We start from the raw sequence: 20,473 nt of genomic DNA, 5'->3' as shown, positions 1-20,473 counted from the left end.
CCTCGGCGGACTGGACAGGCAGGGCCGTCCCGTGGCCCGGCAGCGCTCCGGAGGTGAGTGCCCTGGGCCGACGGCGGGATCGTCATGCAGCCGCCGACCGGCTGTGTCACTGGAGGGAGTCGGTTCGAGTCGACTCCTGCCGCTGCTGGTACTGCTCGTTCCAGAGGCCGGCGAGCTCGCCAAGTGCGCTGTCGGTGCGGCTGAGTTCCCAGAGCAGGTAGATGCTGGCTCCGGCGAACGGGATCCACTCACCCCAATGGAAGATGAGAACCGGCATATACAGCAGGCCGACCAGGACAAAGAACTTGACGAGGATCTCGGCCGTGTACGTCTGTTTGCGTTCGACGATGACATGCTCTCCGCGGCCGTGGTTCCACTGCAGGCGCGACCTCATGACTACCCCCTCGGGCTCTGGGTGGCCATCATCCCGTCCGCTGCTCTGTGAGTGCTAGTGCACGATCGGTCGAAGGGCAAGCTGAGCGAGCCCGCCGGACGATCAGTCGTCGAAGTAGGCCTTGGCAACGGCGTAGCTGTCCTCGTAGAGGTGGTAGCGGGTGATTCGCCCGTCCCGGACCGTGGTGTGCAGGGCGAACGCGGTGTCGATGTCCCGGCCCGTCTTCTTGACCTCGGAGACCAAGCGCCCGATGAGCACCACATCGTCGCCCTCGGCGATGACCTGGCGGAGGTCGAACTCCTTTGCTTGCACATGGGTCTGCAGCAGTTCGAAGAACGTCCGCATGCCCTCCGCCGAGTCGACCTCCGGTACCCACGGAATGCCCGGGGGGTGCGGGATCGAGAACGATACCGAGTCGGCGAACAGCGCCGCCGCCTCCGCACTCTTCCCCTCTGCGAGCAGCGGGAACAAGCGTTGCACAGTCTGCGCCGGTGACTCTGCTGTCATGTGTGCCGACTTTACCGTCCGGATATGCGGTGCAAGCCCATCAAGCCCTGATTCAAGAGCACCCTCCTAGGCGCATTTTCGCCCGCGATGCCCAGCGCGGTAAACGCAGTCCCGTTCCCAGGTGCTCGCCGCGGTCGCGGCCATGGCGGGGAGACGAGCGGGGCTCCCGTCCCGGTTTCCGTAGAGCGGGGACCCTCCGCGGTGTGCGGTGGTAGGACGGGGCTGTAATCGGCAACTGCGGACAGCAGCCAGAGTGCGGGCCGAACGCGGGGACCGCGAGAGGGAGTTGGGCATGGCGGCAGAGAACATCGACGATGTCGTGGACGGGCTTGCCGGGATCGTGCGGGAGGCCGGCCGCGCCGGTGACCGGGTCGGGTACTTCGCGGCGCTGTACCGACAGGTGACCGTTGAGGTCCGTACGGCCATTCACGGTGGGCTGTTCGACGACGGCGCCCGAATGGACCGTTTCGACACGCACTTCGGAAACCGCTACTTCGACGCGTACGACGCCTGGCGTCGTGACCAGAGCGGGCCGCGTTGTTGGCGCGAGGCGTTCGGGCTGCTCGACGACGCCGACACCGTCATCGTCCAGCACCTGATACTCGGCGTGAACGCGCACATCAACCTCGACCTGGCCATCGCCGCCGCGCGGACCAGCCCGGGCGAGGCCGTCCACGCGTTGCGGCGCGACTTTCTGCTGATCAACGACATCCTTGCGCGGGTGGCGCTGGCGGTGCAGGACTCGGTCGGCGCCCTCTCGCCACTCATGTCGCTGCTGGATCAGGTCGGAGGCCGTACCGACGAGCGGATCCTCGACTTCAGTGTCCGTCAGTCCCGCAAGGAGGCGTGGTACAACGCCGTCCTGCTTGCCGGTCAGAACGAAGAGGAGCGCGAGGCCACCATCGAGCGGCTCGACATCCGGGCCGCCGTGCTCGCACGGTTGACGGCGCGGCCGGGCGGCCTCGTCCGGCCGGCCCTGCAGCTGATCCGGAGCACCGAGAGTGATGACGTGCCGGCCGTCATCACGCATTTGGACAACACCATGGACCGCCCCTCCGTCCGGCAGGGGACGGGCTGAGGCCCGGCGGATCGACCGTCCGGCATCCCGCCGGAGCCGGTGCCGAACATCTGATCACCCAGTGTCAGAACGAGCCTTGGCTGTCGCTCGACGAAGCGCTTCAGCAGGCCCCGTGAGGACGATTCCCCTGCCGACGCCCGGGCGACCGCGGTCCCCCGGGCGTCGGCGGGCATGTGAGGGGCGGCATACGGTTTGCACCGGAGTTTCCTGTCGATGGGATGACCTGGGGGTGGTGTCACCGGGCCCGAGCGAATCCGTTCGAGATATCGCTCGAGATCGTGGGAGCATGTGCGGCATGACGACGAACCGAAAGGTCCATGCCGCGTAGACGGCCAGGACACATCCGGGCCGGCACCTCCCGCCACCGGACACCAGGTGCGAAGCCAGTCATCGACGGCTTGTCCTCCCGTGCACTGTCCGAGATCTTCCGTCTCGAGCGCACCCGCAACTAGCTGCAGCCAGGAGACGTCAGTGCGGGCGTGCGCCTGTGGAAGGACTACGTCCACCGTCCCGAGCGCCAGCTGTGGCACGAGTACGAGTGGGGCAACGTGCACTGGCACTGCTGCGCCGATCCCCTCGAAGCCCGCGCTCTCCTCGAGACCGTGATGCAGGCCATGTCACCTCGAAGCGCCCGCGAACTCCGCCAGATCATCAGCCGGTTTGACGCCGTATGGAACCAACCATCAGCGCCATACGAAGCAGACGGAGGTTGAGGAACAAGCTCAGGCATCGCGGGCCGTGTGGACGCGTGCTCCCTCCACGAACGTCTCCAGGACCCGGGTGGCCGCGATCTCCTCGGGCGGGCCCGTGAACGGGTCGCGGTCGAGGACGACCAGGTCGGCCGCCTTGCCGGCGGTGATGCTGCCGGTGATGGCGTCGAGGTGGTTCACGTAGGCGCTGCCCGCCGTGTACGCGGCGATGGCGGCGCCCAGGTCGAGGCGTTGTCCGGGCAGGAACTCGGGGGTGCCCTCGGGCGCGTTCGGGGAGACGCGGTTGACGGCGACATGGATGGCCTGCAGCGGGTCGGGGCTGCTGACCGGCCAGTCGCTTCCCGCGGCGAGCGTTGCCCCCGCGCGCAGCAGATCTCCGAACGGATACTGCCGGGCGCCGCGTTCGGGGCCCAGGAAGGGCAGGGTCAGTTCGTCCATCTGCGGCTCGTGGGCGGCCCACAGCATCTGCAGGTTGGCGGTGGCGCCCAGCGCTCGGAACCGCGGTATGTCATGGGGGTGGACGACCTGGAGATGTGCCAGGTGGTGGCGTGTGTCGCGGTGTCCGTTGGCGGTGCGGGCGGTGTCCACGGCGTCGAGTGCTTCGCGCACCGCGCGGTCGCCGAGAGCGTGGAAGTGGACCTGGAAGCCGAGCGTGTCGAGCTCGGTGACGTACTTCTTCAACTCGCCCGGTTCGACGAAGCTGATGCCGCTGGTGTCCGCGACACAGCCGCAGCCGGAGCCGGTGAGATAAGGGTCGAGCATGGCGGCGGTGTGGTTCTCGGCGATGCCGTCCTGCATGATCTTCACGGTGCCGGCGCGGAACCGCCCTTTGCTCAACTCCTCGCGTCGCGCCACGAGTTCGGGGATCTGCTCGGGGCCGCGTTCGCGGTCCCACCACAGTGCGCCGACGACGCGGGCGGTGAGCAGGCCCCGGTCCAGGGCCGCGTGGTAAGAGGGTGCCGGGTCGGCCATGTTGGCGTACGCGCCGACGATGGCGTCCTGCCAGGCGGTGACACCGTGGGAGTGCAGCACGGCCTGGGCACGTAGCAGCGCGGCCAGTTGTTCCTCGGGCGTGGGGACGGGCACCAGCCGGCCCACGAGATGAACGGCGCCCTCCTGGAGCATGCCGGTCGGGTTTCCCTCGGCGTCGCGTTCGATCCGGCCGTCGGCGGGGTCGGGGGTGCGGGCGTCGATGCCGGCCCGTTCCAGTGCCCGGGTGTTGACCCAGGCGCCGTGGTGGTCCCGGTTGGGCAGGAAGACGGGCCGGTCGGGGACGACGGCGTCGAGGACCGCGGCGGTGGGGGAGCCGCCAGGGAAGGCCTCCAGGGACCAGCCGCCGCCGGTTATCCATTCGGCGTCCGGGTTCTCGTCGGCGTACGCCCGGATCCGCCGCACGTACTCGGCGGGGTCGACCGTGTCGGCCAGGTGGCACAGACCCAGTTCCAGGCCCGCGCCCTGCGGGTGCACATGGGCGTCCTGGAAGCCGGGCAGCAACAGCTTCCCGGCGAGGTCGACGACCTCCGTGCCCGGACCGATCAGCGCGTGCACCTCGTCGTGGCCGACGGCCGTGATCCGCCCACCGTGCACGGCCACGGCGGTGGCGCGGCTGCGGGCGGGATCGACGGTATGGACGGGTCCGCCGGTGAAGACGAGATCGGCGGGACCCGTGACCTGGTACTGCGACATGCGGTGAACTCCATGGAGGGGGGTTTGAAGGAGGCGGTGATTCAGACGGCCGCGCGGTCCATAGGGAGGGCGATGGCGTCGGCGTCCGTGCCGCGTCCCGTGGTGAAGTACGGCGAACGGCGGACGTACTTGGCGACCGCGGCCATACCGAGGCCGACGAGGATGATGAAGGTGGGCAGGGAGAACATGAACCACCCGTTGTCGGGGCTCAGTTCGAAGTGGTCGCTCATGGTCAGGTACGAGTATCCGAGATAGCCGCCGAGGCCCAGCAGCATCAGACCGGACACGGCGGGCACGCCCACGGCGAGCACGGCCGTACGCAGCCCGTCGTGCAGCGAGGACCGAAAGCGGACGGCACACGCGAGCGCGGTGAGGCCGTAGTAGAGGGCGACCAGCAGACCGATGGAGTTGACGGCGGCCAGCAGCATGTCGCTCAGCCGCGGGATGCCGACGGCCAGCAGGGCGATCACGGCGGCGATGGACAGCACCACGATCGTTCCGGCGGCGGGAGTGCCGTACCGCGGGTGCACCCGGGTCCACAGCGGCCCCATGGTGCGGTCCCGGCCCATCGCGAGCAGCCCGCGCGCCGTGGGAATCAGCGTGGACTGCACGGAGGCCGCGGCCGAGAACATCAGGGCGACCAGGGGCAGGGTGGCCCAGGGTTCGGCGGCCAGTTTCTGACCGAGGTACGGCAGGGCCTGCGGGCCGTTCTCGATGAGTTCGGTCAGGCTCATCTCCCGCTGGAAGGCGACCGAGGCGAAGAGGAACAGGCCGAGCATGGCGAACAGGGCGATCAGCCCGCCGCGTGCCGAGTCACCCGGGCTCTTCGTCTCCTCGGTGACGCTGAAGGCCGCGTCCCAGCCCCAGAAGAAGAACACCGCGAGGACCATGCCCTGGGCGAAGGCGGTGCCGTCGGAGATCTCGAACGGGTTGAACCAGGAGAAGGAGAAGGACTGTTCGCCGGTGATCAGAGCCCAGCCGCAGAATGCCAGCAGCACGGTGTACTCGAAGACCAGCAGGGCGAACTGGAAGCGGGTGGTGGCGCGCATCCCGGTGACGGCGAGAGCGGTGAGGCCGAGCAGCAGCACCAGCCCGACGGCCGTACTGACACCGGTGGACGACGGATCAAGGGCGATGCCCGCCAGACTGTGCAGGCCCGCCTTGTTGGCGAAGGTCAGGACGACCGAACCCATGACCGCGCTGGTGTAGGCGCAGAAGATGACCGAGCCGGCGATGGTGACCCAGCCGGTCAGGAAGCCGGGCCACGGGCCGAGGGACTTGCCGACCCAGGTGTAGCCGTTGCCGCAGTTGGGTTCGGAGCGGTTGAGGCGGGCGTACGCGGTGGCGATGCCGAGCACGGGCAGGAAGGCGAGGAGCAGGAGCGCCGGTGCCTGCAGGCCCACGATGGTGGCGATCGTGCCCATGCCGATGGCGATGCTGGTGGTGGCGGCCGTGCTGGAGGCGGCGATGGCGACGCCGTCGACGACGCCGAGGGAACGGTGCAGTCCGGTGCCCGGCCCGCCGGGCGGGGCCGGTGGTGAGGACGGAGGCGGTATGGACGGTTGGGGAGACAGGGACGGCATGAGGGCTCCTCGCGGAGAAGGGGACGAGGGAGAGCCGCGCGGACTGTGATGGAACCCCGGGCGTTCGTTTTGCGTCAATGCTGTTGACATAAGGCGGGCGGGACCCTTCACTGCCGGTACGCGAATCCCGTGACGAGAGGGAGCCCCGGTATGCCCACCCGTGTCCCGCAGGAACGCAGACGCCGCCGTCCCACCCGCTCAGGGGTTCTGCTGTCGGAGGACCTGATCGTGGAGACCGCCCTGCGGCTGATCGGCGAGCACGGCCCGGAGGCGCTCAGCGTGCGCCGGCTCGGCACGGCGCTCGGCTGTGATCCGAGCGCTCTCTACCGCTACTTCCACGGGACCGACGACCTGGTGCTCGCCATCGCCGACCGCATCATCGGCGACGCCATGGCGGGGTTCGCCCCCGGGGGCGACTGGGTGGCCGACCTGCGCGAGGTGGCCCTGCGGGTTCGCGCCGGGTACCTCGCCCACCCTCGCGCGGCGGCCTTCGCCTCGTACCGGGTGACCCGGCGCGAGAACGAGATCCGTGCCGTGGAGACCGGCATCGGCCTGCTGTTGTCCGCGGGCTTCGAACCGGCCGACGCGACGCGCCTGTATCTGACGTTCATCGACACCGTGCTCAGCCACGCGGCCATGGACGCCGCGTTCCAGGCACTCCCGCGACAACAGCGCGAGGCCGACCACCGGGCGTGGCGCGATGTCTACCAAGGGCTGGACCCCGCCGCATATCCCGCGCTGACCTCCGTGCGCCAGGAACTGCACACCATGGGAAACAGCTCCTTCGAGGAGGCGGTCGACCTCTTGCTGGAGGCACTGGCGGGCCGCGCCCCGGCGAGACGCACTCAGGACCCGGACTTGGCCTCCCGCAACTCCGGGCCGGAGTGAGGAGAGCCGCGACGCCACCGCGCGGCTGCTGCCGGCTCTTCCCGCTGCTGGTGCACGCCGTGTTCTCGGCCGTGGCTACGCGGAACAGGCCCTGAAAACGGCTCAGGCGGCGCTCGCGCGGTGAGCGCGGGCGCCGCCCGGAGCGACCTCAAGGGCGAGGAAAGCGAAAGGACTTGAGTTCATTTGGAGTGAATGAGAAGGAAGCCCCTTCATGGCCTCGCCGTGGGCAACGCTAGCACTCAGCCCGGGATCAAGTCGCGCAGATTTTCGAGGGTGATGACCCGGGAGTCCGGGTGCAGCCCCTCGGGACGTTCGAGACCGATGTACGTCACCGGCTCGTCCGGGACCGCCTCGCCTTCCCACAGGTCCGTGGCCGTGGTGTCGCCGGACATCAGGTTGATCAGGTATCGCACCGTCAGCTGTTCCCGCTCCACGAGGGCGCGCACCACCTTGGACACCGACACCTGGTTCTCCTCGACCCGGTTGGCCGACGAGATGCCCTTCAGGTACAGGTGCAGCCACTTCGCGCTCCACCGGCCGTCGTCCTCGCGCCGGAACACCAGCGGCAGCGCCACTCGACCCACCCCGCGAAGCTCCGACTTCATCCGCACCGTGCGCGGCTCGAACGGCCGGCCCTTCTGCTCACTGTCGCGCAGCATGAAACCGAAGAAGGACTCCTCGACCTCGTCGAAACCCTCGCCCGCGTAGATGTTGACCTCCGGAACGATGAACGAGCTGCGTACCCGGTCCAGGGACAGGTCGATGAACTCCGAGGCCCCGTCGGGCGCCTCGGTGACATCGCCCGAGTGCCGGCCCCCGACAGCCGTCAGAGACGTGTAGGAGAGCCAGGAGTCGGTGCTGTAGTCGCTGTGGAGAAGCAGCGCCGAGAGGTCGTAGTCGGTCCGGTCCTCGGTCTCCTTCCAGTACACGAAGAAGCGCAGCCGCTCACCGTCGACCGCCGAGACCGACCCTCGCGGCAGCACCCCGAGCCCGGCCGCCGTCGCCCGGCCGCTGAGCGGGAGCGCCACGTCGAGGACGTCGGGGTCGAGCAGCAACCGGCCCGGCGCCCGGAGCCGACGGCGCAGTTCGGCGTCGAGGGCGGCGATCAGCCGGTCGCGGTCGGCCGCCGGTACCGGCGGCCGGAAGTCGGGGGTCACCCAGGCGCGGCCCCGGCGGTTGACGAAGATGCGGAGCTCGTCGGTCTCCCGCTCCCGGTTGTGGAAGTGCTCGCGCACCGAGAGCACGACCCGGCCGGAGACCTCGGGTGCGACCCGCACCGCGGCGGCCACCACCGCGTCCCGCTCCTCCTGGTCGGCGGCGATACGCAGCAGGAGGTCCAGGGCGCGGAACAGCTTGCCGGGAGCGGACTTCAGCAGCTGCACCGCACCGAGGACGTCGAACTCGTCGAGCAGCTTCTCGACACGGCCGTCGAAGGACCGCGCCTCCTTCTCGCCCCGCGCTACGGCGAACACATCGGAGGCGTGCGGCCAGCGCGGGTACTCGTGCGGGTGGAGACGCTCACCGAGCCGCTTGAAAGGCTCGCGGTGCGCGTGCACATCGGCCAGCTTGGCGGGGTTCGCCGCGACCACGGCATCGAGGCCCGCGAGCAGCGCACGGCGGGCCCGCCGCGAGAGAGCCCGAAACAGGGTCGGCTCCTGCAGCGTCACATCGCCGCCCGACAGCGCGCAGGCCAGCCGCAGCACATCGGTGACGGTGTCCAGCAGAAGGTCCGCGCCGACAGCGAGACGGGCCTCGTTGACCACCGCCCGGTTCTCCCGGACCGGGATCGACTCCGGCTGGGGGCCCAGCGCGCACCGCTCGGCGAGGGTCTTCAGGTCGCGCAGGTGGTCCTCACCCAGTGGCGTCGTGCTGCCCGCCAAGGCCAGGTACAGGTCCGTGAGTTCGTCGTCCAGGTCCCGCCCGAGGTGCAGGACGGTCACCCGGTCGCCCGCCGAGGCGATCAGCTCGTCCTGCGCCGCGAGCATCTCCACGTAGGTGTGCTGGTAGCGGCCGTACGTGGGGAGGCTGAGCAGGTCCAGCACCCCGTGTGCCAGCTGCGTCAGGACGTTCTCACGCGCCTTGTCGTCGCTGAGCGCCTGCGTCACACACCGCATCCAGAACTCTTCGGTGTCCGGCACGTTCGCCGGAAAGTCGATGAAGTACGAGTTGTGCCGGACGTGGTCGCCCACCATCTCGCTCACAGTGCGCAGCGTCCGCTTGGCGGTGTGCACGACCGCGGCCTCGGACAGCCCCGACAGCCGCGCCAGCAGCTCCGCCGAGAGCTTGAAGCCCACGGATGTCAGCGCCGCGTCGAACTGCCGCGCGGCGGTGGCTCCTTCCCCTGCGGAGCCCTTGGGGGAGGGAAGGCGGTGGGTGTGCCGGATGACCAGCGATTCGAAACTTTGCGCCATTCGAGGATGATCGCAGAGGTGTGCGAGCCGGCGCACAGGAGTTTTCTTGTACGCGCTCCCACGCCGCGATCACCTCGACAGCGCGTGGTACGGCCGAGCTGCTGCCTCCTCAGCGCCGATCTGCACTCGTGCTGGATCTGCTGACCAGTGTCGGCCCTCCTGCCTCGTCCCGGTTCGGTACTCGGGGCTGAGATGCCAGGATCTCGATCAGCGCGGTCGTGGCGGGTGGGTCTGGCGGATCGCCGTATGTGGCGGCGTAGATCCGGCGGGCGTTGCCGGTGAGCTGTGTGGCGTGGATGCCCGGCGCCCGGTGGGCCTGCAACGCGAGTCCGTTGAGTATGGCGACACCCATCCCGGCGGCCACCAGTGCCTGGGAGACGACCGTGTCGTCGCAGGAGTAGGCGATGCGTGGGGTGAAGCCGGCGCGCTCGCAGGCCGTGATCGTGGCGGCTCGGCAGCGTTCGCAGCCGCCGACCCAGGCGGAGTCACGGTGGTCTTCCAGACGCTGATCGGGTTGGTCGCTGACGAGGTAGCCCACTCGTCGGATGAGCCTGGCGCCGGTGGCGGCTTCCAGCCGCCCCAGGTGGTGGCTGACCGACGGCTGGGAGTAATGCAGCTCCTTCGCCGCTTCGGTCACCGATCCATGGCGGGCGACAGCCTCAAGGACCTTGAGCTGAGTCAGGTTCAGCATGGATCAAGTTTGTCTATGAGACCTGGGAAGAACTGGCATTGGACGTCATGACATCGGGCGGCCATCATCGCTTCATGACCGAGCTGACCGGACGAATCTCGACCAGCAGAAGGAAAGGAGTCGCCGGCCATGTCACTCGCCCGCGTCCACAACTTCTCCATCTCGCTCGACGGCTTCGGCACCGGTGAGGGCCTGAGCCGTGACGCGCCGTTCGGCCACGCCGGCGAGGGGCTGCACGAGTGGATGTTCGCCACCCGGTTCTGGCACCAGGTGACCGGCCAATCCGGCGGGACCCGCGGCATCGACGACGCCTTCGGGCGGCAGACTACGCCCGGGATCGGCGCCGAGATCATGGGCGCCGGGAAGTTCGGCCCGCCCGGATGGCACGAGGACCCGGAGTGGAAGGGATGGTGGGGGCCCAACCCGCCGTTCCACACACCGACCTTCATCCTCACCCATCACCCGCGCCCGTCGATCGAGATGGAAGGCGGCACGACGTTCCACTTCCTCGACACTTCGCCCGCCAAGGCGCTCGAGACGGCCCGCGAGGCCGCGGGCGGCCAGGACGTACGCATCGGCGGGGGTCCCACCGTGATCCGCGACTTCTTTGCCGCCGGGCTCATCGACCACATGCACATCGTGGTGGTCCCGGTCCTGCTCGGCCGAGGCGTACGCCTCTGGGACGCACTGGAAGGCCTCGAGAAGGACCACGAGGTCGAGGCCACCTCCTCGCCGAGCGGAGTCACGCATGTGACGTTCACCCGTGTGGGTCACTGAACCTCTCGGCCGGCCGGAGGACGGCCCATCAGCCGTATGTGGCGGACCTGCGCGACAGGTGACCCGTACAACCGCCCGCGTCAGCCGGTCCCGGTCGGGCCTCCCGGAGAGATCAGTCCGGTCTCATAGGCGAGTACCACGGCCTGGACGCGGTCGCGGAGGTCCAGCTTCGACAGGATGCGGCCGATGTGCGTCTTGACCGTGGTCGGGCTGAGGCACAGCCGGTCCGCGAGCTCGGCGTTGCTGAGACCCGTCGCGAGCAGGCGGAGCACCTCGAGCTCGCGCGGGGTCAGTCCGGACAGGTCTCGGTGGAGGCCGGCCGGGCGGGCCTCTTCGCGGTGGGCGAAGCGCTCGATCAGCCGACGGGTGATCGTGGGCGCGAGCAGGGCGTCGCCGGACTGCACCAGGCGTACGGCGGCCACCAGGTGCTCGGGTGTGACGTCCTTGAGCAGGAAGCCGCTGGCGCCGGCGGTGAGCGCGGCGTAGACGTAGTGGTCGAGGTCGTACGTGGTGAGGATGATGACCCGCGTCTCATGCGGGCCTTCGCCGCCGAGGATCCGCCGGGTGGCCTCGATGCCGTCCGTCCCCGGCATCCGGATGTCCATGAGGACGACGTCGGGCCGGGTGCGCCGGACGGCGGCGACCGCCTCGGCCCCGTCGGCGGCCTCGGCCGTCACCTCGATTCCGTCGGCGGCGAGAATCATCCCGAATCCCGTTCGCACCAGGGCCTGGTCGTCGGCGATGACCGCGCGCAGCGGCGGCCGGTTCACGCGGTCCGCCACGGGACTCGGGCCTTGATCCGGTATCCGCCGGCGAGGGTCGGCCCGGCCGTGAGTTCGCCGCCGTAGACCGCCAGCCGTTCGCGCAGCCCGATCAGGCCGCGGCCGTTGCCTTCCGCCGGCGGTGAGTCGTGGGCGCCGCCGGTGTCGGTGACCTCGATCTCCAGACAGTCGTCGGCGTAACCGATCATGACGGACGCCTCGGCGCCGGGTGCGTGCTTGATCGTGTTGGTCAGCGCCTCCTGCACGACGCGATACGCCGCGAGGTCCACCCCGGGCGGCAGCGGGTCCGGGGGCAGCGACACCGCGATGCCGACCGGTGTCCCGGCGGCGCGGACCCGCTCGGTCAGGGCGTCGAGCTGCCCGAGGCCGGGCTGCGGCTCCAGGCCGTCGGCGGGGGTGTCGGGGCGACCGGTGCCAGGACCGGCCAACAGGCCCATCACATGCCGGAGTTCGGCCATGGCGGCCCGGCCTCCGGCCTCGACCGCCAGCAGTGCTTCCTTCGACCGCTCCGGCGCCGCGTCCATCACCTTGCGCGCCGCACCCGCCTGGATGACCATCACGCTCACATTGTGGGTCACGACGTCGTGCAACTCGGCGGCTATGCGGGCGCGTTCCTCCTCGACGGCCCGGCGCGTGACCTCCTCCTGGGCCTCCTGAAGCCGCGCGTACCGGTTCCTGCTCGCCGCCAGCTGACGGCGCCAGATCCGGACCAGGCCGGCCAGCACCCCGGCGACCAGCAGCACGACTGCCGGGCTCGACCAGCCCGGAAGGATGGGCTCCGTCTCCCGGAACGCGAGGCCTGCCAGCACGGCGGCGACGACCAGTGCGGCCATGGCCCACATCCGGTAACGGCTGTGGACGACGGCACTGTACGCGCCGATGACGCAGGTCAGCACGCTTATCCAGGAGGCGTCGTCGACCATGGCCAGCGTCGAGGCCATCACCACGGCGAACGCGGCCAGCGGATACCGCCGCCGGGCCGCCAGCGGCAGTGCCGACAGCACGACGAGAGGCCAGATCACCGACGAGGGTTCCTCCTCCCGCACCAGGCCGCCCGGAGTCGGGGGCGTCGGGGGCGTCGGGGGAGGGAACGGAACGTCCTGGTCGATCCCGACCGGTCCGCTGTCGGGATAACGCGCGAGCCAGATCAGCGCGACGACGGTCAGCACGACGGCCAGCACCACATCGGCGCGCACCGCACGCCGCGACAACGGCGCGGGCTTCGCCTCCGGGCGCAGCGCGTCGCGCAGGTGCTGACGCCATCCGCGCCGGTCCTCCGTCTCCATGGGCTCATTGTGCGGCCCGCCCACCAGGGCCCGCGTCCGCCTGCACGGCCAAAGCGCTGTCCCGCAGGCGTACTTCGCAGGGATGACCCCGCGGCCGGGTCCTCCGCCAGGAGGGCCGGATGTCGGTGCCGCGGCCGACGCGCCATCCGAGCGCACGCCCCTACGTTCGCCGGGACCGGCCAAGGCATGAGCCCTCCGGGCCCTCTCGACCGTAAGGACGTACCACTCCATGACTCACGTGATCGAACTGGAGGGCGTGGCCAAGCGCTACGACAGCGCCGACGCGCCCGCGCTCGGACCGCTCGACCTCAGCGTCGCCCAGGGTGAGGCCCTTGCCGTGACGGGCCCTTCCGGCAGCGGCAAATCCACGCTGCTGAACCTCGTCGCCGGCCTGGACAAGCCCACCGAAGGCGCCGTGACCGTGGCGGGGCAGCGCATCGACCAGCTGAGCGAGCACGCGCTGGCCCGGTTCCGCCGCGAGCGGATCGGCATGGTCTTCCAGTTCTTCAATCTGCTCGACGACCTCACCGTCGCCGACAACATCCAGCTCCCCGCCCAACTGACCGGGACCGCGCGCCGCAAGGCGGCGGCCCGCGCCGGTGAGCTCATGGAGGTGCTGGGCATCCAGAAGCACGCCCGCGCCTATCCTGGCCGGCTGTCCGGCGGCGAACGCCAGCGGGTCGCGGTCGCCCGGGCGCTGGTCAACCGGCCCGCGCTGCTGCTCGCCGACGAGCCGACCGGCGCGCTCGACACCGCCTCGGGCCAGGACGTACGGGAACTGCTGGTGGATCTGCACCGCGGCGGGCAGACCATCGTGCTGGTCACGCATGACCTGGCGCTGGCGGAGGCGTGCGCGAGCCGCGCGATTCATCTGGTCGACGGTCACCTCGCCCTCGGTACGCATGTGGAGGCCGTCCGATGAGCCGCTTCGGCACCGGCGCGCTCGGCCGGGTCGTACGCTCCGGGGTGGGCCGGAGACGGGTCCAGACGCTGGTGATCGCCGTGGCCACGATGATGGCCGTGGCCTCGGCCGTGGTCGCCGGGGCACTCATGGTCGCCACGAATGCCCCGTTCGACCACGCCTTCGCGAAGCAGCACGGTGCGCATGTCACCGCGCAGTTCGATCCGGCCAAGGCGAGCACGGCACAGCTGAAGGAGACCGGGCAGCTCGACGGCGTCACGGCGAGCGCGGGGCCGTTCCCGTCGACGATCATCCACCCGACAGGCCCCGGTGGCGGGCACTTTCCGGCGCTGACCCTTGCCGGGCGGTCCGATCCGCACGGCGACGTGGACGACCTGGACCTGAAGTCCGGCCGGTGGGCGGCGAAGCCGGGGGAGGTCGTGGTGTCCGCTTCGTTCGCCGGACCCGACATCAAGCCCGGCTTCACCATGAAGGCTTCGGACGCCGTGGACAGTCCGACCCTGACGGTCGTCGGCCTTGCCGTGTCGGCCAGCAAGACCGCCGACGTCTGGGCGACCCCCGGACAGGTCAGGGCACTGGCGTCGGAGGACAGCCCGGTCACGAGTCAGATGCTCTACCGCTTCGACTCCGCGGGGACGAAGGAGCAGATCACCGCGGACCGGAATAAGCTCGCCGCCGCCGTGCCCGCCGAGGCGCTGCTGGGCACCGAGTCCTGGCTGGACACCAAGCGCGCCGCCGACCAGGGCGCGGCGGCGACCATCCCGTTCCTGATCGCCTTCGGTGCGCTGGGCATCGTGATGTCGGTGATCATCGTCGGCAGTGTGGTCAGCGGCTCGGTCGGCACCAGCCTGCGCAGGATCGGCATCCTCAAGGCCATCGGCTTCACCCCGCGCGAGGTCGTACGCGCCTATGTGGCCCAGGCGTTGATCCCGGCCGGCGTCGGTATAGCGCTGGGGGTCGTGCTGGGGAACCTCCTGGCCGTGCCGCTGCTCGAGGACACCGAGTCGGTGTACGGCACTGTCTCGCTCTCGGTGGCCTGGTGGGTGGACATCGTGGTGCCGGCCGCCGCGCTGCTCATCGTCGGGATCGCGGCGCTGGCCCCCGCGCTGCGGGCCGGGAGACTGCGGACGGTCGAGGCCATCGCGGTCGGCCGGGCGCCGCGCACGGGGCGCGGCCAGTGGGCACACCGGGCGGCGGGGCGGCTGCCGCTGCCGCGGGCGGTGACCTACGGCCTCGCAAGCCCCGTCGCGCACCCGGTCCGTACGGCCGCGATGCTGCTCGCGGTGGCCTTCGGCACGGTCGCGGCGACCTTCGCGGTGGGGCTGACCGCGTCGCTGAACGCGGTCGGCGACGCGTCGGATCCCGAGGACCGCGCCCAGGTCACCGCCGTCAGCGGCGTACCGGGCGGGGAGGGCGTGGGCCCGGGCCGCGGACCTGGCCCCGGGGCCAACCACGAGCCTCCGTCCGCCGACCCGGCGAAGGTCCGCGCTGCCATCGAGGCGCAGGCAGGCACCGCTTCGTACTACGGCATGTCCCAGACCGACGTCACCGTGGCCGGCATCTCCGGCTCGGTCGAGGCCAGCCTCTACCAGGGCGATTCACGTCCTGGCAGCTACGAGATGATCTCCGGGCACTGGATCACCGGCGCTGGGCAGGTCGTCGTGCCCACAGGTTTCCTGGAACGGACCGGCACCAGGATCGGCGACACGGTGCGCGTGACCCTCGGGAAAGACACGCAGACCCTGCGGATCGTCGGCGAGGCCTTCGACACCTCGAACGACGGCCTGGCAATCCACGCGGACCTCGCCAGCTTCGCCGCGGCCAAGCCCCAGGTCTTCCACATCGAGGTGAAGCCGGGCGTCTCCCCCGCCGAGTACGCCAGGAAACTCGCCGCGGTGGTGCAGCCACTGGGCGGAGACGTCATGGCCAACTCCCCTTCGGAACAGGAGAACATGATCCTCATCCTGGAGGCGATGGCGGCGCTGCTCACCCTCATGCTGGTCTCCGTGGCCGGCCTCGGCGTGCTCAACTCCGTCGTCCTCGACACCCGGGAGCGCGTCCATGACCTGGGCGTGTGCAAGGCGCTCGGCATGTCGCCGCGGCAGACGGTGAGCCTCGTACTCGCTTCGGTGGCCGGGATCGGCGTACTCGGCGGTCTCGTCGGTGTACCGGCCGGGTTCGCGCTGCACGGCTTTGTACTGCCCGTGATGGGGCACGCCGCGGGCACCGATCTGCCGCCGTCGGTGCTCGAGGTGTACGAGACCCCGCAACTGGTCCTGTTGGGGCTGGCCGGGATCGCCATCGCGCTACTGGGCGCGCTGCTCCCGGCGGGCTGGGCGGCCAGGACGCGTACGGCTACGGCTTTGCGAACGGAGTAGCCGGCTCTGTCTCGCCGCGCTGCGTCAGGCGGAGGCACGGCCGACGGCCTCTCTTCATGGCCGGATCCGCGGGGCGGCGCGGCTCTCGTGAGGTCCGGCGACTACGCGGCGTTGCGACGGGCAGTCGAGGGGTTCACGCCGTACTTGGCGTGGAAGGCGCGAGTGAAGTGCGCCTGGCCGACGAAGCACCAGTGGGCGGCGATCGCCGCGATGCTGCGATTGGCGAGCAGAGGGTCGGCCAGGTCACGCATCGCCGCTTCGAGGCGGCATGACCGGATGTAGTCGGTGACGCTGCATGGCTCGTGCTCGAACAGTCGGTGCAGTGTGCGCGCGCTCATGTGGTGGACGGCGGCAACCCGCGCATGCGTCAGATCCAGTTCGGCGAGGTGCGCTCTGATGTAGTTCAGGATCTGCAGCCGCAATGCGTCCGCTGCGCCATCGTTGCCACAGGTGGCGGCGTCACTCAATGCCGCCGCCACCAGATGCAGCCCCGCTTCGCCGAGCCGATCGGCGGATGTCCGGGGGATCGAATCTCGCTGCGAAACCGCGGACGATACGAAGCCGGCCAGCACCGCGCCAGGTCCGTCCGCGAGTGGATAGGCATGGCTCATCGACGTGACGACCATGCGCTCGGGCAGGCTCAACGCGCCCCGGGGAAAGGCCATGACCGCGCACGACCACTGGCGCTCCAGACGCAGGTGGTAGGGCCTGCCGGTGTCGTAGATCGCCATCTGCCCGGGCGCGATCGCGATCTCGCGATCGTCCTGGCACACGGTGGCGTACCCGCTCAGCTGTACGCAGACCTTGAGCAGGTCGATCGGTGTCTGCCGTACGGCCCTGGGGGTGCGCCGCACCACCTGCGGAGTGCCGCTCACCCGGTAGGCCGCGATCGTCCCGAGCTGAGTGCCGGCCATCTGCCCATGGGCGGCCCGTGCTCCGATGGCCTCTGGGACGAGTCGGCCGAAGGCACTGCCCAACTGCTCTCGCCAGAGTTCGGCCGGGAGAGAGCTTGACTGTTCGGTCCCTGCGGTCGACGACATCACTGTGTGCGCCCTCCCACCAGACTTGGCCTTGCACGACAAAGGCCGAGGCGGGATCAGTCAACAACTCTGCAACGTGACTGACAAGAATCTGTAGCAGGTTTTTCACCGCGCGGGCGACGGGGCCCGCCGGACCGCCGAATCAGAGGTGGGCTTGGCCATGGCTTCTCGTTACGACTACGTGGTGATCGGTGGCGGGTCGGCCGGCTGCGTTCTGGCCGCGCGGCTGTCGGAAGATCACGACACCCGGGTTCTCCTGCTCGAATCCGGTCCTGCCGACGACGCGCCCGAGATTGCCGTGCCACCCGCGTGGCCCGCGCTGTGGGGCACGGAGGTCGACTACTCCTACGACACCGTTCCCCAGCCCGGCACCGGCGGGGTGGTCCACAACTGGCCTCGGGGGCGCACGCTCGGCGGGTCGAGCAGCATCAACGCGATGGTGTACCTGCGGGGACACGGCGCGGACTTCGACGAGTGGGCCAAGGCGGGCTGCGACGGCTGGGACTACGCCTCCGTGCTGCCCTACTTCCGTCGCATGGAGACCGTCAGTGGCCGGGATCCGCAGTACCGGGGTGAGGGCGGCCCGATGCGTCCGGCTCCGTCGGCGCAGCCGAATCCGCTGTCGCAGGTCTTCCTCGACGCGGCGGCGGCGACCGGTCATCCGCTGACGGACGACTTCAACGGAGAGGTGCAGGAGGGTGCCGGCTGGCACGACCTGTCGATCACCGGCGGACACCGCCAGAGCACCGCGGCGGCCTATCTGCACCCGGTCCGTGACAGCCGTCCGAATCTCACGGTCGCGACGGAGTCTCGTGCCCACAGGCTGCTGTTCGACGGCACACGCTGCACCGGTGTCGAGTACGAACGCCGCGGCGAGCTCGTCACCGCGTACGCGGATGCGGAGGTGGTGGTCAGCGCGGGCGCGGTCGACTCGCCCCGGCTGCTGCTTCTCTCCGGTGTGGGCGCAGCCGACGAGTTGGAGCAGGCGGGTGTCGCGGTCGTGCACGACCTGCCCGGTGTCGGCCGCAACCTGCACGACCATCCGCTGTGCGGGATCGTGTACGAGGCGAGCCGGCCCATTCCGCCCGGGCTCACCAACCACGCCGAGACGTCGATGCTGTGGCGCAGTGACCCGGCCCTCGCGGGCCCGGACATGCAGCTGATGTTCATTCACCTGCCGTTCCACCCGCCGACGCTTCAGGCCCCGGAGAACAGCTTCACCATCGGCGTCGCCACGGTGCCCGAGGCACGCGGCTCCATCCGGATCGCTGGGCCCGATCCGCAGACGCCGCCAATGATCGATCCGAACTATCTGGGCGCGGAGTCCGACGTGCGCAGGCTGCTGCACGGCATCGAGGTCGCCCGCGAGATCGCCGCCTCCGAACCGTTCGCTCCCTGGCGTGCCCGCGAGGTGCTTCCCGGACCGGACGTCACGGACGAGGCCGGTCTGCGGGAGTTCATCGCCCGGGGCACCGGAACCTACTACCACCCGGTCGGCACGTGCGCGATGGGTGTCGGGCCGGAGGCCGTCGTGGGGCCCGATCTGCGGGTGCACGGCCTGGACGGCCTGCGGGTGGCCGACGCCTCGGTCATGCCGAGGCTCGTCTGCGTCAACACCAACGCCGCCACGATCATGATCGGCGAGAAGGCAGCGGACCTCATCCGCCGGCCCGGCGCCTGACCACCCGAGCTCACGCGAAGCTGAGGAGAACCCCGCGATGACCGAACTGCTCGATGACGTTTCCTGGCAGGGCAAGATCTACAGCAATGGCTGGACCACCGCCCACGGCGGTGTGCTGGACAGCACCGAACCGGCGACCGGTGCCGTCCTGGCCCAGGTCGGCCTGGCCGACGCCGACGACGTGGCGGCCGCGACCACCCGAGCCGCCCAGGCACAGGCCGACTGGGCCGCGGCGACCGGCCCGTCCCGCGCCGCCGTGATCCGCAAGGCCGCTGCCGTCCTCGCCGACAACCGTGCGGAGTTCGAGCGCTGGCTCGTCCGCGAGGGCGGAGCGGTGCCGGGCAAGGCGGCGTTCGAAGTCGACCTGGTGCTGGGGGAGTTGTGGGAGGCGGCGGCGCTGCCCACCCAGCCCTGGGGGCACCTGCTGCCGGCCAGTGAGCCCGGCCGGGAGAGCGTCGCCCGCCGGGTGCCGCTCGGCGTGGTCGGTGTGATCAGTCCGTGGAACTTCCCGTTCATCCTCTCCGTCCGTGCCGTCGCGCCGGCGCTGGCGCTGGGCAACGCGGTCGTCCTGAAGCCGGACGTACAGACGGCGGTGTCAGGAGGCACGCTGGTCGCGCGGCTCTTCGAGGCCGCCGGCCTGCCCGACGGGTTGCTGCATGTGCTGCCCGGGGATGCCGGGCCCGGCGCGGCTCTGGCCGAGGACCCGAACGTCGCGATGATCGCCTTCACCGGCTCGACGGCGGTCGGCCGTGAGGTCGGCGCCACCGCCGGGCGCACGCTGAAGCGGGTCTCGCTCGAACTCGGTGGCAACAACGCCCTGATCGTGCTCGACGACGCCGACCTGGAGATCGCCAGTTCGGCGGGGGCATGGGGCGCGTTCCTGCACCAGGGCCAGGTCTGTATGACCGCGGGCCGGCACATCGTGCTCGAATCCGTCGCCGACGAATACCTCGACCGGCTGGCCAAGCGGGCGCAGGGACTTCCGGTGGGCGATCCGTTCACGGGGCAGGTGGCTCTCGGGCCGCTGATCAACGAGCGGCAGCGGGACAATGTGCACCGGATCGTGGAGGAGACCGTCGGGGCGGGGGCCGAGGTCAGGGCAGGCGGCTCGTACGACGGGCTGTTCTACCAGCCCACCGTGCTGGCCGGCGTGACCACGTCGATGCCCGCGTTCCGCGAGGAGATCTTCGGACCCGTGGCGCCGGTCGTCGTCGTGCGCGACGAGGACGAGGCGGTCGCGGTCGCCAACAACACCGAGTACGGGCTGGTCGCCGCGGTGCAGACGGGATCCCCGGACCGTGGCCGCGATCTGGCGCGACGGCTGCGGACCGGCATCGTCCACATCAACGACCAGACCCTGAACAACGACGCGTACGCACCCTTCGGCGGTACGGGCGCCTCCGGCAACGGCAGCCGGTTCGGCTCCCAGAGCAGCTGGGACGAATTCACCCAGTGGCAGTGGGTCACCTACCGCGAGCAGGCGCACGCGTTCCCCTTCTAGCTCTCCGGGGAGCCGCTGTCGTACGTACTTCGGCGTCTGACCACTGTGCGGTCGTGGGGGGGGGGGGGGGGGGGGGGGCCCCCCCCCCCCCCACCCCCCCCCCCCCCGGCGGGGCGGATAGCGGGCGGGGGACCGTGGACCGGCCAGTTGAGAAACTA

Annotated in this window: 17 protein-coding genes; 8 read left to right on the top strand and 9 right to left on the bottom strand. The window is 70.3% G+C overall.

The window, feature by feature from the left end:
• Window positions 1-106: 106 nt before the first annotated feature.
• On the bottom strand, window positions 107-394 hold the full coding sequence (locus ACGFNK_RS40620) for a hypothetical protein (RefSeq protein ID WP_393424791.1): 288 nt from the start codon (window positions 392-394) through the stop codon (window positions 107-109).
• A gap of 102 nt (window positions 395-496) precedes the next feature.
• Window positions 497-901 (bottom strand): nuclear transport factor 2 family protein, encoded by a 405-nt coding sequence (locus ACGFNK_RS40615; protein WP_386336175.1) that lies wholly within the window; start codon window positions 899-901, stop codon window positions 497-499.
• Window positions 902-1,193: 292 nt separating this feature from the next.
• Between ACGFNK_RS40615 and ACGFNK_RS40610 the strand changes: the two genes are divergently transcribed.
• Window positions 1,194-1,979, top strand: a complete 786-nt coding sequence (locus ACGFNK_RS40610) for a DUF5995 family protein (protein ID WP_393424787.1) — start codon at window positions 1,194-1,196, stop codon at window positions 1,977-1,979.
• Window positions 1,980-2,458: 479 nt separating this feature from the next.
• Entirely contained in the window at window positions 2,459-2,692 is a 234-nt protein-coding gene (locus ACGFNK_RS40605) for a hypothetical protein (protein ID WP_393424784.1), read from the top strand.
• Window positions 2,693-2,701: 9 nt separating this feature from the next.
• Here ACGFNK_RS40605 and ACGFNK_RS40600 read toward each other — a convergent pair whose 3' ends face one another.
• Complete coding sequence (locus tag ACGFNK_RS40600; RefSeq protein WP_393424781.1) at window positions 2,702-4,375, bottom strand: amidohydrolase; 1,674 nt, start codon at window positions 4,373-4,375, stop codon at window positions 2,702-2,704.
• A 41-nt stretch (window positions 4,376-4,416) separates the two neighbouring features.
• Window positions 4,417-5,958 (bottom strand): APC family permease, encoded by a 1,542-nt coding sequence (locus ACGFNK_RS40595; protein WP_393424778.1) that lies wholly within the window; start codon window positions 5,956-5,958, stop codon window positions 4,417-4,419.
• Between the two features lie 150 nt (window positions 5,959-6,108).
• Here ACGFNK_RS40595 and ACGFNK_RS40590 point away from each other — a divergent pair, with 150 nt between their 5' ends.
• Window positions 6,109-6,846: a TetR family transcriptional regulator gene (locus ACGFNK_RS40590; RefSeq protein WP_393424775.1), complete on the top strand. Its 738-nt coding sequence runs from the start codon at window positions 6,109-6,111 to the stop codon at window positions 6,844-6,846.
• A gap of 239 nt (window positions 6,847-7,085) precedes the next feature.
• Here ACGFNK_RS40590 and ACGFNK_RS40585 read toward each other — a convergent pair whose 3' ends face one another.
• Window positions 7,086-9,257, bottom strand: coding sequence for a TerD family protein (locus ACGFNK_RS40585; protein ID WP_393424772.1), 2,172 nt, complete (start codon window positions 9,255-9,257; stop codon window positions 7,086-7,088).
• Window positions 9,258-9,366: 109 nt separating this feature from the next.
• A complete protein-coding gene (locus ACGFNK_RS40580; protein ID WP_393424769.1) occupies window positions 9,367-9,948 on the bottom strand; it encodes a LysR family transcriptional regulator in 582 nt (193 codons plus the stop codon).
• Window positions 9,949-10,077: 129 nt separating this feature from the next.
• Between ACGFNK_RS40580 and ACGFNK_RS40575 the strand changes: the two genes are divergently transcribed.
• Complete coding sequence (locus ACGFNK_RS40575) at window positions 10,078-10,725, top strand: dihydrofolate reductase family protein (RefSeq protein WP_393424766.1); 648 nt, start codon at window positions 10,078-10,080, stop codon at window positions 10,723-10,725.
• Window positions 10,726-10,805: 80 nt separating this feature from the next.
• Here the strand turns inward: ACGFNK_RS40575 and ACGFNK_RS40570 are convergent, their stop codons facing one another.
• Together ACGFNK_RS40570 and ACGFNK_RS40565 are read right to left on the bottom strand one after the other, a co-directional pair.
• Window positions 10,806-11,507, bottom strand: a complete 702-nt coding sequence (locus ACGFNK_RS40570) for a response regulator (RefSeq protein WP_393424763.1) — start codon at window positions 11,505-11,507, stop codon at window positions 10,806-10,808.
• Window positions 11,492-12,793 carry a sensor histidine kinase gene (locus ACGFNK_RS40565; protein ID WP_393424760.1) on the bottom strand — a complete coding sequence of 434 codons (1,302 nt, stop codon included), beginning with the start codon at window positions 12,791-12,793 and terminating at the stop codon, window positions 11,492-11,494. The genes ACGFNK_RS40570 and ACGFNK_RS40565 overlap by 16 nt, the downstream gene beginning before the upstream one ends.
• Before the next feature lie 229 nt (window positions 12,794-13,022).
• Here ACGFNK_RS40565 and ACGFNK_RS40560 point away from each other — a divergent pair, with 229 nt between their 5' ends.
• Together ACGFNK_RS40560 and ACGFNK_RS40555 are read left to right on the top strand one after the other, a co-directional pair.
• Window positions 13,023-13,715 (top strand): ABC transporter ATP-binding protein, encoded by a 693-nt coding sequence (locus ACGFNK_RS40560; RefSeq protein ID WP_393424757.1) that lies wholly within the window; start codon window positions 13,023-13,025, stop codon window positions 13,713-13,715.
• Window positions 13,712-16,093, top strand: a complete 2,382-nt coding sequence (locus ACGFNK_RS40555) for an ABC transporter permease (protein ID WP_393424754.1) — start codon at window positions 13,712-13,714, stop codon at window positions 16,091-16,093. The genes ACGFNK_RS40560 and ACGFNK_RS40555 overlap by 4 nt, the downstream gene beginning before the upstream one ends.
• Window positions 16,094-16,194: 101 nt before the next feature.
• Here the strand turns inward: ACGFNK_RS40555 and ACGFNK_RS40550 are convergent, their stop codons facing one another.
• Window positions 16,195-17,133 (bottom strand): helix-turn-helix domain-containing protein, encoded by a 939-nt coding sequence (locus ACGFNK_RS40550; protein ID WP_393424751.1) that lies wholly within the window; start codon window positions 17,131-17,133, stop codon window positions 16,195-16,197.
• Between the two features lie 160 nt (window positions 17,134-17,293).
• On the opposite strand from ACGFNK_RS40550, the gene ACGFNK_RS40545 reads away from it, so the two are divergent.
• Both ACGFNK_RS40545 and ACGFNK_RS40540 read left to right on the top strand, forming a co-directional pair.
• Window positions 17,294-18,814 (top strand): GMC family oxidoreductase, encoded by a 1,521-nt coding sequence (locus ACGFNK_RS40545; RefSeq protein WP_393424748.1) that lies wholly within the window; start codon window positions 17,294-17,296, stop codon window positions 18,812-18,814.
• Between the two features lie 37 nt (window positions 18,815-18,851).
• Entirely contained in the window at window positions 18,852-20,315 is a 1,464-nt protein-coding gene (locus ACGFNK_RS40540; RefSeq protein WP_393424745.1) for a benzaldehyde dehydrogenase, read from the top strand.
• Window positions 20,316-20,473 lie beyond the last annotated feature (158 nt).

This window comes from Streptomyces sp. NPDC048825, from assembly GCF_043198355.1.
GTDB classification, from domain to species: Bacteria; Actinomycetota; Actinomycetes; order Streptomycetales; family Streptomycetaceae; genus Streptomyces; species Streptomyces xiangluensis.
Note: the sequence above shows the minus strand (reverse complement) of the source record. Positions and strands in the feature narration are given on the sequence as shown.